We start from the raw sequence: 16,264 nt of genomic DNA, 5'->3' as shown, positions 1-16,264 counted from the left end.
AAAGAATATCTTAGTCATACATAATTAATCCCAAGGAATTAAAGAAAACTCATCATCGTAATGAACAGCTAATGAACGTATTTGACATTGATTCGAAATTGTTTTAAGTATACTTGGCTGAATTAAAACAAATAAAAAATAGCCCGCTGTTGCCAATTCAATAAATCTTTCTTTAATCTGATTTTTAATTAAAAGCAAATTGATTGCCTTGACAATTCTTTGAGGAGAAAATGAACTATATTCATCTTCTGTAAACTCATGACAAAAAATTTGGTCCTGGAATTTCACATAAATTTTGCTCTCATAATTGTCGTTTTCAATCTTTTGGGTAATCTGTCTTACCTCAATATTATTAATCCCTTTTTGAGTTAACAAGGGTTTTAAGCTGCTTTCAAAAAAAGAATAATAATCGCTCGGACTATACATGAATTCAGGATCTGTTCCTGCAGTAATTCCATTATCATTTAAAGTTTCAATTAATACGTTTTCCGCTGATTTCTCTAAAAACCGGAAATTATTTAATTTGGTGTTTTCAATTTCATTTAATGATGCAGACTTACAAAATAAATTAATATCTGATATTAGTTGCGCAACTTCATTTTTGTATAAATACCTATATCTCGGCCAGATTTTCAAAAGACTTCTGCTAAAATCAAAAGGGCTGGAATAATCAAATGATTTATTTAGTTCCAGTTGTTCAAAATCCTTTTTTGGAATTCTTAAATCTGGATATGCTTCAATAACCAGTTGTAGATAAGTTGCAAGATATTCCCGATCTTCAAAAAGTCGAAATTCTTTACAGCTGTTAAACAATATTTCTCTCTTATAATCATAGCTTATCGAATCGTTTTTAAAACAATCTTTTATTACAGCTAATTGTCTGCGTTGAAAAGGATAACTAGTATCATCTCTCCAGTACTTTTCAAATGAATGATAATATTTCCAAAATTCTACAACATCTATTAGAGCCAGATATTCTGAGTTAGAAACTAAAAAGTAAGTAAAGTAAATGTAGTTTTGGGCTAATTCACTTCTCTGATAGGAATTTAAATCTTCTGGTTTTACAGAGCTGTAATCAATTGATTTATAAAAATCAAACCATAATTTTAAGATTTCGCTATGTCTTTTTACATCTATGTATGACGAAATTTTGTAAAAATTGGTTGTATTTTTATTAACTCTTCTGAGATATTGAAAAAGTAAATCTAGTGCTGTTTTACTAATATTATCATTTTCAGAAAAACATAATTCTTCAAATACTTTCTCTAAAGTTGAGCTATTTTTCCAGTCTAATTTATCTATAATTAATTGAAGGTATTTAACTGCTTTTTCTTGTTTTTTAATTTCGATTAGTTTTTTAATGAAAAATATTTCATAATCAAACTGAAAGAAATCACTTCTTGTACTATCAAAATAATGATCAATTAATTTCTCACTGTCCGGATAATCATTGTACAATTTAAAGAATAAATAATTTTTATTTATTGAATCATTTTTTAAAATTTCATTTTGGTTATACTGGAAACAGTCATCGATTATTTTTCTGGCTTCTTCGGAATTAAAGAAAAAAGAAGAGGTTGTTTTTAGAATATATTCTAAACCTTTTTGCGAAGAATCATTCAGAGCCTGTTTTAGGAACTCAATTTTTTCATTTTCACTATAATTCTTATCCTCCAAAATGAACTTAAAATTGTAATATTCATTTTGAGAATCATACTTTAGAGGTACTATATCTTCTTGTTTTGATCTAAAATTATTGATGTTGTTTTCAGGAAAGACAGAAGTATTTTCTAAAACAAAACGTATATCGGATATAACTGCATTATCAAATATTTTATCAATATTAGAATCGTTGAACTCCTCATTATTAATTGTTTCGTCACGAACTATATACATACTCTGTTTTAAATTTTATTTTAAGGAATATTTTCTGAAGGCTCAAAGATAAAGTTATCCGGATTAAAAAGTCTGAATTTCAAAGATAAAAAAAACATCTTATAAAATATTTATTTGTAAGATATTGTATCTAAATTTAAAATAATTAGAAGCAAAAAAAAGCTTTTAAATCCCGCCATATCGCAGCGTTGATCCCAAAACCAGCATCGCTACCCCAATTAAAGTAACAGTTAAAATAATTAGTGACATTATTTTCATATTGTATTGATTAAGATTTGGAATAAAATACAATTGTGCACAAATGGCACAGACGAAAGTGAGGAAAAGCAATACCAGTTTGGCAGAAACTACTTTTTCGAAACCACCTGAAAAATCAAACCAGGTTTCGATAGTAACGCCAAAATCATACGACATCCAAATCCCTGTAAAAATCAATAGAGCCAAGGAAGACATTCCGAGTCTTTCAAATTTCTTTTCAAAATTTAGTATAATCTGAGGATCTTTTTTCCTTAAAGCTTTTGGAAGATAACTGATACTTAAAAGCAAATGACCGCCAACCCAAACTGTTGCGGCTAAAAGATGAATTATTAGTATAAAATGATGTAATGTCATAGTTGACTCTTAAATTTTTCAATGAAAATCATTCTCTAAAAACAACTTTTATTTTTGGAGTTGAATAGTTTTTTAATTTTATTTCTTTTTTTGAATCGTCTAATTTTGAAATAGTTGGAACATTATTCATGAAATGTTGGACATAATAATTGCCTTCGAAATTTTGGTTTTCGAGGTATTCAATCATTTGAACAAAATCATTTTCTGTAATTAAAGAGGAATGAAAAGTTGTTCTTACTTCAAACGAAATGTTCGACTGAATTAAAAGTCTAAGACTTTCTTCAAATGGAGAAAATAAGCCTGATTGCGTTATCTTTTTAAAGGTATGAGGAAGACTTTTGTAATCTAACGCGACATAATCAATTAATTGATCATGAATCAGGCTGTTTAGTATTTTAGGGTTAGAGCCGTTGGTATCAATTTTGACAGCAAATCCCATTTTTTTGATTTCTTTGATAAAAGAAATAATATGTTTAGAAAGCGTACACTCTCCGCCGCTCAATACTACGCCATCCAATAATCCTTTTCGGGTTTGAAGAAAAGTAAGGATGGATTCAAAATCGATTTTTCCTTTTCCCAAAACAATATCCGGATTGTAGCAGTATAGACACCGCATGTTACAGCCCGCAAACCACACTATGCAGGCTGTTTTATGCGGATAATCTAATAAAGTAAAAGGCGTGAGGCTATAGATTACTTTAGTAGATAATTGCTTCTTCGAAATGTGTACGCTGTTGGTGTTCACCTTTTTTTCCTATGTTAAAACTTTCTACGGGTCTGTGATAGCCCATTACTCGTGTGTAAACAAGACATTTGCTTCTTTTGCTATTGTTTTCTGCTAATATTTTATGCGTTTTTGTTTTCATAAGCTAAGTGTTTTTGGTTATTGGCATGAAGTAGTTCTTCGTCGCATTTTGGACAGTATTCGTGTTCTCCGTTCAAATATCCGTGAACAGGGCAGATACTAAAAACCGGTGTTACGGTTATATAAGGTAGTTTAAAGTTGGTTAAAACCTTTTTGACAAAGTTTTTACAGGCTTCAGGACTGCTTATTTTTTCTCTCATATAAAGATGCAAAACTGTACCGCCAGTATATTTGCATTGTAATTCATCCTGAAGTAATAAGGCTTCAAAAGGATCATCGGTATAATCTACCGGAATTTGTGAACTATTAGTATAGTAAATGTTTTTATCGTGTCCTGCCTGTAAAATCTCCGGGAAACGTTTTTTGTCTTCTTTTGCAAAACGATAGGTTGTGCCTTCTGCCGGTGTTGCTTCCAGATTATAAAGATTTCCGGTTTCTTCCTGAAATTGTTTCATTCGCAATCGGATATAATCGAGAATTTCGGTGGCAAAATGAATTCCGGAATTGTCTGTTATATTCTGTTTTCCTTCCGTGAAATTAATGACCATTTCGTTCATTCCGTTTACACCAATCGTCGAAAAATGGTTTCTAAAATGCTTTAAGTAACGTTGCGTATAAGGATATAAACCACGATAATACATTTCCTGAATAAAATTTCTTTTTTTCTCTAAAGTCGATTTTGCAATGCTAAGCAATTCATCCAAATGTGAAAATAAATTGATGATATTTCCTTTGTGCAAATAACCCAAACGTGCCATGTTGATGGTCACGACACCGATACTTCCCGTCATTTCTGCACTTCCAAAAAGTCCGTTGCCACGTTTTAATAATTCTCTTAAATCGAGCTGCAATCTACAGCACATGCTTCGCACGGCATTTGGTTTATAAGCTTCCGGATTTTCGATTCGATTTCCATTTTCATCCAGAATATATTGGCTTCCGATGAAATTCTGAAAATAAGACGAACCAATTTTAGCCGTGTTTTCAAATAACAAATCCACGTTTTCGCCATTCCAGTCAAAATCTTCTGTGATATTAACTGTCGGAATAGGGAAGGTAAACGGCTGTCCGTTGGCATCTCCTTCGGTCATGATCGTATAATATGCTTTGTTGATGAGATTCATTTCCGTTTGAAAATCGGCATATTTTAGATCGATTAATTTTTCAATTCCTCTTTTTTTAGCTTCTGTAATTAGTTTTTCACTTTCAAGGTTTAAAAATAAATGCTCGTTATTTCGGGTCGGAATTTGTTCTTTTAAGTCTTCGGGAACGTTCCAATCCAAAGTGATATTGGTAAAAGGCGACTGACCCCAGCGTGCCGGAACATTCAAATTGTACACAAAACTTCTAACGGCTTTTAAAATCTCATCGTAAGTGAGTTGATCTTTAAAAACATAAGGAGCCAGGTAAGTATCAAAAGAACTGAAAGCCTGAGCGCCTGCCCATTCGCTTTGCAGAATTCCCAGAAAATTAGCCATTTGTCCCAATGCTTCCCTAAAATGAGAAGGAGGTCTGCTCTCGACACGGCCGCGCACGCCATTAAATCCTTCGTTCAAGAGCACGCGCAGGCTCCACCCAGCGCAGTATCCGGTAAGACAATCCAAATCATGGATATGTATGTCGCCATTCCTATGAGCAGAACCTTCTTCTTTATTGTATATTTTATCAAGCCAATAATTGGCGATTACTTTTCCTGCAGTATTACTGACCAATCCCGCATTTGAATACGAAATATTCGCATTGGCATTAATTCTCCAATCTGATTGGTTGATGTATTCTTCAACAGTTTGCGTACTGTCTATATAAGTAGTGTCATCGTTAAAACCATTAATATGTTCCCGCTGTAATTTTCGGGTATGGCGGTAAATGATAAACGAACGCATGGTTTGGAAATAGCCATTTTCAAAAAGTACTCTTTCAATCATGTCCTGAATTTCTTCTACAGGCCATGAATATTTTACTTCAAGACCGGAAAGAACAATCTTGTAAATCTTTTTGTCAAAAGTTTTATTGACACTTTGAAAAGCTTTTTGAATGGCGTCGTGAATTTTATAAGCCTCAAAAGGTTTATAATCTCCATTGCGTTTGATGACGTATTTTTCCATTGTTAATTCTTAATTTATGAATTCGTTGGTGCTATTTTTTTAACACATAGAAACATAGTTTATTGAAGATTAAAAAAGGCGTTTCACTAATTTAAATGCACATAGTTTAGCTATGTGTGGAAACTGGTTTCTTTAGCTTTCTTTTTTAGATTATTAAAATCTATGTTTCTATGTGTTAAATTGTACTTTTTTAATTACACTCAACAGATCTATTTATAACACTTTTTCAAAAGTTTTTTCGAGTTCGATGGCTTTTGGAAATAGAATATTATTCTCCATGTGAATGTGTTTTTTTAAATCTTTATCAAATTCTTCCAACATGGCAAAAGCGGCTTTGTAAGTTGCACAGGATTCGTTTGGTGGCGTATAATTATTGGTCAAAGCCGTAATTCTTTTAAAACGTTGTCCTTCGGTTATATGATCTTCTCTTAATGAAACAATTGGATTTTCGATACTGAAAAATGGTGGTAGATCAAACGGAGTTCCTTTACTTTGTGCTGATTTCATTTTTTTGATGAAAGGGAAAACAACCAATTCTTCTCTTTTCATGTGAGCCGTCAAATCCAAAGCTGATTTAGAAAAAATGGTATGTATTTCATGTAGTTCCGGATGTATGGCACCGTGAACACCGCATAGTTTGGTTAGATATTGAATAATGATTGGCGCTTTTTCTTCAATGTATTTATGATGTGTTTTGGTAATATAATCGGCAATCATATCTACAGGCCAGGATTTGTAATCAAAAGACTGGTTGGCAGAACTGTTTCTTGCTTTTTCGATATGTTCGATAAGCTCACTTTTTTTAATGTCTCTTTTTTTACAGACTTCCTCAATAGTTCGATATCCTTTACAGCAAAAATCGATGTGGTATTTTGTGAAAATTGCCGCTGTTCTAAAATCATCTGCTACAATTTCACCAATTGTGGTTTTATTTGTTAGTTTCATATTAGGGGGATTTATTGGTTTCAGCACATTTCTTTACTAGTTGCTTTACATTGTTTAATGATGATTAAAGAGACCGCAAGCATATTTGAGAATTCGATAAACGGAATTGTAATTTCCTGGCTTCCTATAAGGGAGAGAGCACTACTATTCAATACTTTTATTTTTTCATAAGCAACATCGGCATCGCGTTCTTCGCTGGTGTAGAAATGAGTTACAAGCATTTGCAATTCTTTTTTTAGAATATCAAAAGCATAGTAATCGTGCGCTTGTTCCGCTTTTGGAAACTTCGGAATTAATATTCTATTAGAAAAAGTAAAACCTGCAATGGTGCGATCCACATTCTCTGATGCCTGATGTGCAAATACCAACGCTTCTAAAAGTGAGTTGGAAGCGAGACGATTTTTACCATGAAGTCCTGTTCTGGCACATTCGCCAATAGCATACAGGTTAGGAATGGCTGTTGCTCCATTTTGATCTACTTTGATACCGCCACATTGATAATGCGCTGCAGGGACAACAGGAATTAAATCTTTTTCCGGTTTTATTCCTAATTCATTGCAATGTGCCGCAATTATTGGAAAATGAGAATAAAATTCAACTGCATTTAAATGCCTGCAATCTAAGTAAACATGATCTTTTCCGCTCAATTGAAGTTCTTTGCTAATGGCTTTTGAGACCATATCTCTTGTAGACAATTCGCCTCGAATATCATATTTAAATAAAAATCGTTTACCCTCTTCGTTTACAATGTGAGCGCCAAAACCTCTTACGGCTTCAGAAATTAAAAATAGCGGATTCTCTTTGCCGGTAAACAAAGCTGTTGGATGAAATTGAATATATTGCATGTCTGCAATTTCTGCTCCTGCTCGGGCCGCCATTGCGAGTCCGTCGCCTGTAGCAATTTTTGGATTGGTTGTATTTTCAAAAAGTTGACCGCATCCTCCAGTGCTTAAAACAATTGTTCTGGTTCTGATGTATTTGATTCTGTTATGTTTTTTATCATAAAAGAAGGCTCCGGTACAAGTAGTTTTATTTTTCTTGGTCTCGGTATTCAAGTCAATAACCATATGGTTTTCCCAAAGTTCAATGTTCGGCATTTTCTTGATTATTTTGAGCAATTTTCGCTCAATTTCCAATCCGGAGCTGTCTTTATGATGTAATATTCTATGTTGTGAATGCCCGCCTTCCAGACCTAAATCCCATCGGCCTTTCTCGTCTTTATCAAAAGAAGTTCCAATTTCGATTAATTCCTGAAGTCTTTCAGGGGCTTGTTTAATGACCATATTGACAATTTCTCTATCACAAAGACCACCTCCGGAACGAAGCGTATCATGTATGTGTTTGTTAAAACTGTCTTTTATAAGGTCTGTTACCACTGCAATTCCGCCTTGAGCGAGCTGCGTATTGGTATTTCTGGCTGTTTCTTTAGTCATTATAACAATTGATAAATCTGGGCGTTTTTGTGCCGTTTTCATAGCAAAAAATAATCCCGAAATACCTGAACCGATGATTAATATATCTGTTGTGAGCATGTTATTTTGATTTAGAGTTATTGCAATTTTTTTAAGACAATTGAAGCATTTTTTCAATTGGTTTTAAGGCTTCAATTCTCAATTCTTCTGCGACCAGCATTTCTGGGCTTTCATTTTTAAGGCACAAATACAATTTTTCCAATGTATTCATTTTCATGAAAGCACATTCGCTGCAGGCACAGCTATTGTCTTCTGTGGAAGGAGCCGGAATCAGGGTCTTGTTCGGTACAGCTTTTGAAAGCTCATGCAGGATACCGGCTTCTGTAGCCACAATGTAAACGGCAGCAGGATCCGTTTTAATGAAATTAATAATACCAGAAGTCGAGCCTATGAAATGCGCTGCTTTTAAAATATGACTTTCTGACTCTGGGTGTGCTGCAATTTTTGCAGTCGGATTTTTGTTGTATAATTCGATTAGTTTGTCTAATGAAAAGGCTTCATGAACGATGCAAGAGCCTTTCCATAAGACGAGTTCACGTTTGGTTTCCTTTTGAAGATAATTACCTAAATTTTCATCTGGAGCAAAAATGATTTTCTGTTCGGCTGGTATTGATTCTATTATTTTTTTGGCATTCGCCGAAGTACAGACCAAATCGCTTATAGCTTTTATTTCGGCAGAACAATTAATGTAAGTTACCACTACATGATCAGGATGCTGGTTTTTGAACAATTCAAAATCTTTAGGATTACAGCCGTCAGCAAGTGAACAACCAGCTTCCCAATCTGGCAGTAAAACTTTTTTGTTTGGATTTAAAATTTTAGCTGTTTCTGCCATAAAATGAACGCCCGCAAAAACAATGATGTCTGCACTGGTGTTTTGTGCTTTTTTTGCCAATTCAAGACTATCGCCAATAAAATCTGCTATTTCCTGTATATTCTCATCCTGATAATAATGAGCTAGGATAACAGCATTTTTTTCCTGTTTCAATCGGGTTATTTCTTGTATTAGAAAGTTCTTGTTCATTTTTATAATCCTATTAAAATGGTTGGTTGGAAGTGCTTTTAAGCATATAATTTTAATAGGGTAAATGTATTATCATCATTTCTTTCAAAACATGATTGAAATCATACTGTTTTATATTTGTTTTTATATGTTAACCTGATCAACTTAATTTTAGGGAAAACTGAATGATAGATTAACAAAAAAATTTCGTCCCATATGCGGAATTTTGTTCCAATCAGAATAGGTTGTATAGTTTTTATCAAATAGATTTTCTAACCCGGTCTGTATTTTTAGTATATTTTTGGTCCAATGAAAAGAATATCCGGCATTTATGCCAAAAATGAGATACTCTGGAGTTTGTGTCTGACCATACGTTTTGGCAAATTCATTTTGAGCCAGATTTCCCAAAGCAATAATTCCAGCATTAAAATTTTCTTTTTTGAAATCTATTCCAGTGCTGTATCTAATCGGACTTATAAATGGAAGATTGTTGCCCTGATCATCTTTTCCATAACTATAACTCAATTGCGATTTAAACTGCCAGTTTTCCAGAAAATCATAACTAAGGTTAAAATCGGTATTAAATATTTTGGCATTGTCTATAGCCTCATATCTTTTTACTCCAGATGCGCCAATAGTCATAGGAAGCGTATTGTGATCAATTTTGCCTATTACATAATTTGAAAAATAGAAATAAGATCCTGTAATTTTTGCTGTTAATTGCGATGTTTTACAGCCAATTGAAAAGTTTCCTTCGAGAGCATTTTCATTTTTTAGATTTGGATTTCCGATATAATCATAAAAATCACTGCTGTTGTACAAATAAAAACCATAACCTTCAGAAACAGAAGGCGCTCTTTCGGCGTAAGCCAAACCAAATCCGAATTCAAATTGACCTTTATTTTTTGTATAATTTGTTGCAAAACTTTTTAGAAAACGGTTTTTTGAAGCATCCATATCTGGATAAAAAATGCGTAGACTCGCTAATCCAAAATCATCTGAAACTCTATTATTTTGAAATCCAAGATTAGCGCCAATTCTAATATGATCTTTTTCAGAAATTTTGATATTATCTTCTAAAGACAATCCGTTGTATAAAGTTCTAACATCTGGCCAAGTATACATAAACATTAGATTTTCATTAGGATCTGAAGGATACATCGTCATCTCTGCAATGGACTTGTTGTAAAAACCGTTCAAGTCAGCTAGAAAACTATGGCTTTTGATTTTTCCTTTAATTCTTGAATAATAACCATACGTATCAGACCAGCCTGGCATATCCATATGTATAGGTACATTTGGTCTTTTAGTATCGTCCATTTTATGGGTTATGGAGTTGTAATATCCTTTTGTTTCCCAATTTGTTATTAGACTGGATTTTGGCAAGTATTTATAACTTAGAGATATAATTTTAGCTTCTGCTAAAGAAACATCCATTGGAAGTGCAGGATAACCAACATTTGTAGCTTTATCATAAATAACAGCAGTTTCTAAAATATTCTGTTTGTTTAAAAAATAACCTGCACTGGCTGAAATATTGTATTTGGTAAATTGTGAAAAACTAACTTCTTTATTACCGCCAGCTTTGTAATTATCGGCATTGCGATGCATAAAATCGACATGGGTATAAAATCGAGAATTGTTGTATCCTAAAGATGCTCCGATAATTTTTTGCAGATTATTGCTTTCAAAACCAGAATTTAAAGTGCCGTTCCAGCCTGTATCTTTATCATTAAACTGATTGCGTTTTAAATCGACAGATCCTCCAATTCCTGCTCCGTGACAGCTGGCTTGCTGTCCGGATGCTATGGTTGCTTCTGCTAAATTTGAAACCTCGACATAAGAAGTAATCGGATCCATTTTATCAGTGCAGGCACCAAATATGCGCATTCCGTCAATTGTAATCACAGTGCGTTCTGTAGCCATATTATTAATTACAGGTTCCCAAGCATAGGCGCCTCTTTTAATCATATTAACTTTTGATGATTTTGATAAATATTCTTCTATAGAGGTTAGTGATTTGGCTTGCTTTAAATGTAATGAAGGTTTGTGTCCAATGACAATTATTTCATCGAGTTTTACAGTTTCAAGACTATCATTTGTTTTTTCCTGTGCCCAGCATATTGTTGAAAATACAGCCAGAAAGATCGCTGCTAGATTTTTCATCATTTTGTACTTTAATAGAAAGAGACAATAAGATTACTGTCTCTTCCTTGTTATTTTTGGCTTAAAATTCAATTTCAAAATAAAGACTGCTTTCCGGATTATCGGTTGTAACAGCTTCTCCTTTAATGACTTCATTATCATTATTCAAAACTTGAAGATTTATTTTCCAATATCCTGTCATGGTTAGAGAAAGTGTTCCTGTGTAAAGAGCATCATAGTCAGCATGTTGTCTTAAATCTGTATTATTAGGAGAACCGTGATTTCCCATACTTGGCATTCTTGGATCGATTTTGATGTTATAATTATCAACGAGAGGAAATGTCATCATGTCTTGCATTTTGTAAAGTCCAACTGTCATATTGTTAAGCGCCACTTTTGGAGAAGATGGTGCGATATACGCAATTACATAATTTTTTCCATCACTGCCTTTAAATGAATTTACGGTACGTTTTGTTGATGCAGGGACACTTATTTTGTCTGTTGCGGTATAAGTGGTGTTATTGATTTCATAAGTAATGGTTAGTTCCCAATATTCTGATTTATTTTGCGCCATTTGAAATATGATGTCTCCTTCGAATACCGTTTTCTTGTCCCTTTTCTCTACTTCAGATTTTGGACAAGAATGCTGCATCATGCTCATGTGCATAAGCGGTGTCCATTCAAGTTTAGCATCGGTTATATAATCACTGGTTTTCTTGTCTTTTATTCGAAGAGATATATGATTGTAGCCTTGAACCAAAGAACCAGTTGTAGAATACAATTCTATTATGTGAGTATCATTGGTTATTTCCTGTATTTTATGAAGTCCGCTTGTTTCATCAACCGGAATTGAAGAGTCGTTATCAGAAGAGCAAGAGAAAAAGGTAATTGCTAGAAATAAAAGTGCGGTGTATTTTAAAATTTTCATGAGATTTTAATTTAAATAATGATAATAGAATATCTGTCGAATAATTCGATGGAGAAAAAGATTAAATAAAAATCAGATGAAAATTGGTGGACGCAAGATGTTGACAGCCTCCAAATGAGAATATAAGTTGCTGTAAAATGTATCCACAATGTAAGTAGAAACGGTGTTTTCTTCAAAAAAGAAAGCGGGGATTTTTACAATAAACAGAACGAAAGTTTCTGCTGTTTCACTTTTCTTTTCGTTAGAAGCCGGCGTATCATTTTTATAGTTTTTTGCCAGTTCTTTTTTCAAATGGCATTTTCCATTACAGTGAAGTTCTGGCGCATTTTTGTTTTCACACAATTCAGTTGCGATATAATGGTAATTGACCATATAATCCAAAAATGGAAAAGCTGGTCTGAATACCACTGCAAATAAAAATATATAAATACAAAATTTCATTATTGTTTTTTAAGAATACGAAGGTATTATGAACTTTTTCTTGAGGATATGATTGTAATCATACTTTTTGAAAAACAAGTTTTAGAATTTTGATCAAAGTTTAACAAGTAAAAAAACAAAGTAATGAACAGATTATTTTTAGTAACAATGTTTGGTTTTTTCCTCATGTTATCATGCGGGAAAGAGAAGTCAAACAGTGATCAGGATTTTTCAACTCCTGCACCTACAGAAAAAACAGCTGATGCAGAATCTTACGATCCTAAAAGAGGTATCGGAAAATATGAAACAGTTGAATTAGGAGCTTCTTTAGACAAAGCCTTAGCAGAGAAAGGACTTAAGACTGCTGAAGTAAAATGTACCTCATGTCATAAATCTACAGACGAGAAATTAGTAGGCCCTGGATGGAAAGGGGTAACAGAAAGAAGAACACCTCAATGGATCATGAATTTTATTACCAATCCAGATCCTATGATTGACAAAGACCCAGAATTGCAGGCACAACTTGAACTATGTATGATTCGTATGCCAAATCAGGGATTAAAAGATGATGAAGCAAGATCTATCTTAGAATATATGCGTCAGAATGATGGGGTGAAATAATTAAAAAAATCAAAATCAAAATCTAAATAATAACCTTATGAAAAATAAATTTTTAAAATCGATTTTCGTTGTTACGTTAGGGTGTGCTCTTTTTGTTTCGTGTAAGCCAAAAGATTCTACAGACGCTGTTGAAGGCGATGCGGCTCAAAAAGTGTATGTAGCACCCGGAAAATATGATGAATTCTACAACTTTGTATCAGGTGGTTTTAGCGGTCAGGTCAGTGTTTATGGACTTCCGAGCGGAAGATTATTAAAGGTAATGCCAGTCTTTTCAGAAGATCCGCAAAGTGGTTACGGTTACAGTGAAGAAACAAAACCTATGCTGAATACTTCACACGGCTATGTACCTTGGGACGATCAGCATCACTTGGATTTATCACAGACCAATGGAGAAGTAGACGGAAGATGGATTTTTGCCAATGCGAATAATACGCCTCGTATTGCACGTATTGATTTGAAAACGTTCAGAACTGCAGAAATCATTGAGCTTCCAAACTGCGGAGGAAATCACTCTTCGCCATTTATTACTCAGAATACAGAATATGTGGTAGGAGCCAGCCGTTTTAGTGTTCCTGCGGATAATGATAACGGAGATGTTCCAATTAATACATACAAGAAAAACTTTAAAGGATATTTAAGTTTTGTGAAAGTTGGAAAAGAAGGAGAGTTGGATCTTGCTTTCCAAATCGTAGCTCCAGGGGTAAATTTTGACCTTAGCCATCCAGGTAAAAAAGAATCTCACGGATGGTTTTTCTTCTCCTGTTATAACACAGAGCAAGCCAATACATTATTGGAAGTTAATGCTTCTAAAAATGATAAGGATTTTATCATGGCGGTAAATTGGAAAAAAGCAGAAGAATATATAAAAGCAGGTAAAGGAAAACGAATTCCTGCAAAGTATGCCCACAATACTTGGGATGAGAAAACTCAAAGTGCTAAATCTGAAATTAAAAATGAGGTACTGACTCTAGATGCTTCTGAATTGAAAGATATATGCTATATGATTCCTTGTCCAAAATCGCCTCACGGATGTGATATTGATCCAACAGGTGAATACATTATAGGTAGTGGAAAATTAGCAGCTTTAATTCCGGTATTCAGTTTCACAAAATTGAAAGATGCAATTGCTAAAAAACAATTTGATGGCAATTATGCTGGAATTCCAGTTGTCAAATACGAGGCTGCTCTTCATGGAGAAGTTCAAAAACCAGGTTTAGGACCTCTTCACACAGAATTTGATGGAAAAGGAAATGCTTATACAACAATGTTCGTTTCGTCTGAAGTGGTAAAATGGAATATCAAAGACCTAAAAGTTTTAGATAGAAAAGCAACTTATTATTCTCCTGGACACTTAATGGTTCCTGGAGGAAATACAGAAAAACCATTTGGAAAATACATGGTGGTTTACAACAAAATTACCAAAGACCGTTTCTTGCCAACTGGACCAGAATTAGCACAAAGTGCTCAGTTATTTGATATTAGCGGCGATAAAATGAAGTTGTTATTAGATTTTCCAACTATTGGAGAACCACATTATGCTCAAGGTATTCCAGCAGATAAAGTTAGAAATAACGGACAGCTGAAATATTATGATATTGCAGCCAACAAACATCCTTTTGCGACTAAAGGAGAAAAAGAATCTAAAGTTGTTAGAGAAGGTAATAAAGTACATATTTATATGACTTGTATTCGTTCTCACTTCGCACCAGATAATATCGAAGGAATTCGTGTAGGAGATGAAGTTTATTTCCATGTTACCAATCTTGAGCAGGATTGGGATGTTCCTCATGGATTTGCTGTCAAAGGAGCAAACAATGCCGAGTTGCTGATCATGCCAGGAGAAACTTTAACATTAAAATGGGTTCCTGAGAAAAAAGGAATTTTCCCATTCTATTGTACAGACTTCTGTAGTGCATTACATCAGGAAATGCAGGGATATGTGCGAGTTTCGCCAGCAGGAAGTAATGTTCCGATAAGTTACAGTGTAGGTACGAATCTACCAAAAGAATAGACAGTAACCAGAAGGGAGCAAAGTATTCTTTGTTCCCTTTTATTTTGAATTATTATGAGAAATAAAAAACTATCAGCTTTTTCTAAAATAATGCTCTTTTTGTCAGGACTATTATTGATTGGTGCCGTTTTTTTTCCAATCTGGAAAATTGAGCTTACAGCACCTCAATATCCGGAAGGTTTGGTTTTAAAGCTTCATGCCTTTAAGATTGCAGGAGATGTAGACATTATCAACGGTTTGAATCATTATATTGGAATGAAAACATTGCATACCAAAGATTTTATTGAGTTTAAAGTTTTACCGTTTATTCTAGCCACATTAGGTATTATTTCAATTGCTTGTGCGTGGAAATCAAAAAGAAAAGGACTCTTTGTTTTCTTTTTTTCTTTTGTGTTGTTTGGGATATTGTCTGCTTGCGATTTCTACAGATGGAATTACGAATACGGCCATAATCTAGATCCGAATGCGGCCATTAGAGTTCCCGGAATGGCATATCAGCCCCCAATGCTTGGATATAAACAATTATTAAATTTTGGAGCTTATTCAATTCCTGATATAGGAGGATGGATGTTGATTGCAGTAGGAGCTTTGCTTTTTGCTGCTATTATAAAAGAAAAATACACTAAACCTTCTGGACGGTTCTTGGGCCTTCTGCTGGTTCCTGCTTTTCTTTTTTCCTGCTCCGGCGACAAACCAGTTCCTATTAAATTAAATACTGATAAATGTGATTTTTGTATGATGGGAATTAGTGATGGAAGACATGGCGCAGAAATTATTACAGAAAAAGGGAGAGCTTATAAATTTGATGATGTTGCTTGTATGGCACATTATTGTAAAGACCATAAAGACACTAAAATAAAAGCATATTATGTTCATGATTATACCAAAGATAATGAACTGATAAAGGCAGAAAATGCCTTTTTTATTTCCGGAGGAGCAATAAAAAGTCCAATGAACGGAAATATTGCCGCTTTTTTAAATAAAAGCGAGGCAAAAGCTTTTGAAGCACAATCAAAAGGACAAGAAATAGAGTGGACGGCAATTTTGAATAAATAAAAAATTGTCCTAGCCTTTAGGTAACAATATAAAATTATTTCAGCACATAGAACCATAGATTTTTGTTTCGAAAAAGAATGTAAAAGAAACAGATTTCTACGCATAAATTGACTATTTGTATTAATAAGTGAAGCGCTTTTTAAATGTCAAAAAACTATGTTTCTATCTGTTGAAAGATTATTCTT

Annotated in this window: 14 protein-coding genes; 3 read left to right on the top strand and 11 right to left on the bottom strand. The window is 33.7% G+C overall.

What is annotated here, in order from left to right:
• Positions 1 to 24: 24 nt before the first annotated feature.
• From ACFS3A_RS20360 to ACFS3A_RS20310, 11 genes are all read right to left on the bottom strand, one after another.
• Positions 25 to 1,896, bottom strand: a complete 1,872-nt coding sequence (locus tag ACFS3A_RS20360; protein ID WP_379827396.1) for a hypothetical protein — start codon at positions 1,894 to 1,896, stop codon at positions 25 to 27.
• 165 nt (positions 1,897 to 2,061) lie between these two features.
• A complete protein-coding gene (locus tag ACFS3A_RS20355; RefSeq protein WP_379827395.1) occupies positions 2,062 to 2,508 on the bottom strand; it encodes a copper resistance protein CopD in 447 nt (148 codons plus the stop codon).
• Positions 2,509 to 2,536: 28 nt separating this feature from the next.
• On the bottom strand, positions 2,537 to 3,253 hold the full coding sequence (locus ACFS3A_RS20350) for an anaerobic ribonucleoside-triphosphate reductase activating protein (RefSeq protein WP_379827394.1): 717 nt from the start codon (positions 3,251 to 3,253) through the stop codon (positions 2,537 to 2,539).
• Positions 3,207 to 3,374, bottom strand: coding sequence for an anaerobic ribonucleoside-triphosphate reductase (gene nrdD / locus ACFS3A_RS20345; protein ID WP_143102124.1), 168 nt, complete (start codon positions 3,372 to 3,374; stop codon positions 3,207 to 3,209). Before nrdD ends, ACFS3A_RS20350 begins: the two co-directional genes overlap by 47 nt.
• Positions 3,355 to 5,478 carry a ribonucleoside triphosphate reductase gene (locus ACFS3A_RS20340; protein WP_379827393.1) on the bottom strand — a complete coding sequence of 708 codons (2,124 nt, stop codon included), beginning with the start codon at positions 5,476 to 5,478 and terminating at the stop codon, positions 3,355 to 3,357. The genes nrdD and ACFS3A_RS20340 overlap by 20 nt, the downstream gene beginning before the upstream one ends.
• Before the next feature lie 213 nt (positions 5,479 to 5,691).
• Positions 5,692 to 6,423 (bottom strand): iron-sulfur cluster repair di-iron protein, encoded by a 732-nt coding sequence (gene ric / locus ACFS3A_RS20335; RefSeq protein WP_379827392.1) that lies wholly within the window; start codon positions 6,421 to 6,423, stop codon positions 5,692 to 5,694.
• 20 nt (positions 6,424 to 6,443) lie between these two features.
• Positions 6,444 to 7,955, bottom strand: coding sequence for an L-aspartate oxidase (nadB, locus tag ACFS3A_RS20330; protein ID WP_379827391.1), 1,512 nt, complete (start codon positions 7,953 to 7,955; stop codon positions 6,444 to 6,446).
• A 31-nt stretch (positions 7,956 to 7,986) separates the two neighbouring features.
• Positions 7,987 to 8,919 (bottom strand): quinolinate synthase NadA, encoded by a 933-nt coding sequence (nadA, locus tag ACFS3A_RS20325; RefSeq protein WP_379827390.1) that lies wholly within the window; start codon positions 8,917 to 8,919, stop codon positions 7,987 to 7,989.
• A gap of 150 nt (positions 8,920 to 9,069) precedes the next feature.
• Positions 9,070 to 11,064, bottom strand: a complete 1,995-nt coding sequence (locus ACFS3A_RS20320) for a TonB-dependent receptor (protein WP_379827389.1) — start codon at positions 11,062 to 11,064, stop codon at positions 9,070 to 9,072.
• Positions 11,065 to 11,125: 61 nt separating this feature from the next.
• Positions 11,126 to 11,971 carry a hypothetical protein gene (locus ACFS3A_RS20315; protein ID WP_379827388.1) on the bottom strand — a complete coding sequence of 282 codons (846 nt, stop codon included), beginning with the start codon at positions 11,969 to 11,971 and terminating at the stop codon, positions 11,126 to 11,128.
• Positions 11,972 to 12,043: 72 nt separating this feature from the next.
• Positions 12,044 to 12,412 (bottom strand): hypothetical protein, encoded by a 369-nt coding sequence (locus ACFS3A_RS20310; protein WP_379827387.1) that lies wholly within the window; start codon positions 12,410 to 12,412, stop codon positions 12,044 to 12,046.
• A 123-nt stretch (positions 12,413 to 12,535) separates the two neighbouring features.
• Between ACFS3A_RS20310 and ACFS3A_RS20305 the strand changes: the two genes are divergently transcribed.
• From ACFS3A_RS20305 to ACFS3A_RS20295, 3 genes are all read left to right on the top strand, one after another.
• Positions 12,536 to 13,012 (top strand): c-type cytochrome, encoded by a 477-nt coding sequence (locus tag ACFS3A_RS20305; protein WP_379827386.1) that lies wholly within the window; start codon positions 12,536 to 12,538, stop codon positions 13,010 to 13,012.
• A gap of 37 nt (positions 13,013 to 13,049) precedes the next feature.
• Entirely contained in the window at positions 13,050 to 15,023 is a 1,974-nt protein-coding gene (gene nosZ, locus ACFS3A_RS20300; protein ID WP_379827384.1) for a Sec-dependent nitrous-oxide reductase, read from the top strand.
• Between the two features lie 90 nt (positions 15,024 to 15,113).
• Positions 15,114 to 16,079: a nitrous oxide reductase accessory protein NosL gene (locus ACFS3A_RS20295; protein WP_379827512.1), complete on the top strand. Its 966-nt coding sequence runs from the start codon at positions 15,114 to 15,116 to the stop codon at positions 16,077 to 16,079.
• Positions 16,080 to 16,264 lie beyond the last annotated feature (185 nt).

The sequence above is a fragment of the Flavobacterium notoginsengisoli genome (genome assembly GCF_042686225.1).
GTDB classification, from domain to species: Bacteria; Bacteroidota; Bacteroidia; order Flavobacteriales; family Flavobacteriaceae; genus Flavobacterium; species Flavobacterium notoginsengisoli.
Note: the sequence above shows the minus strand (reverse complement) of the source record. Positions and strands in the feature narration are given on the sequence as shown.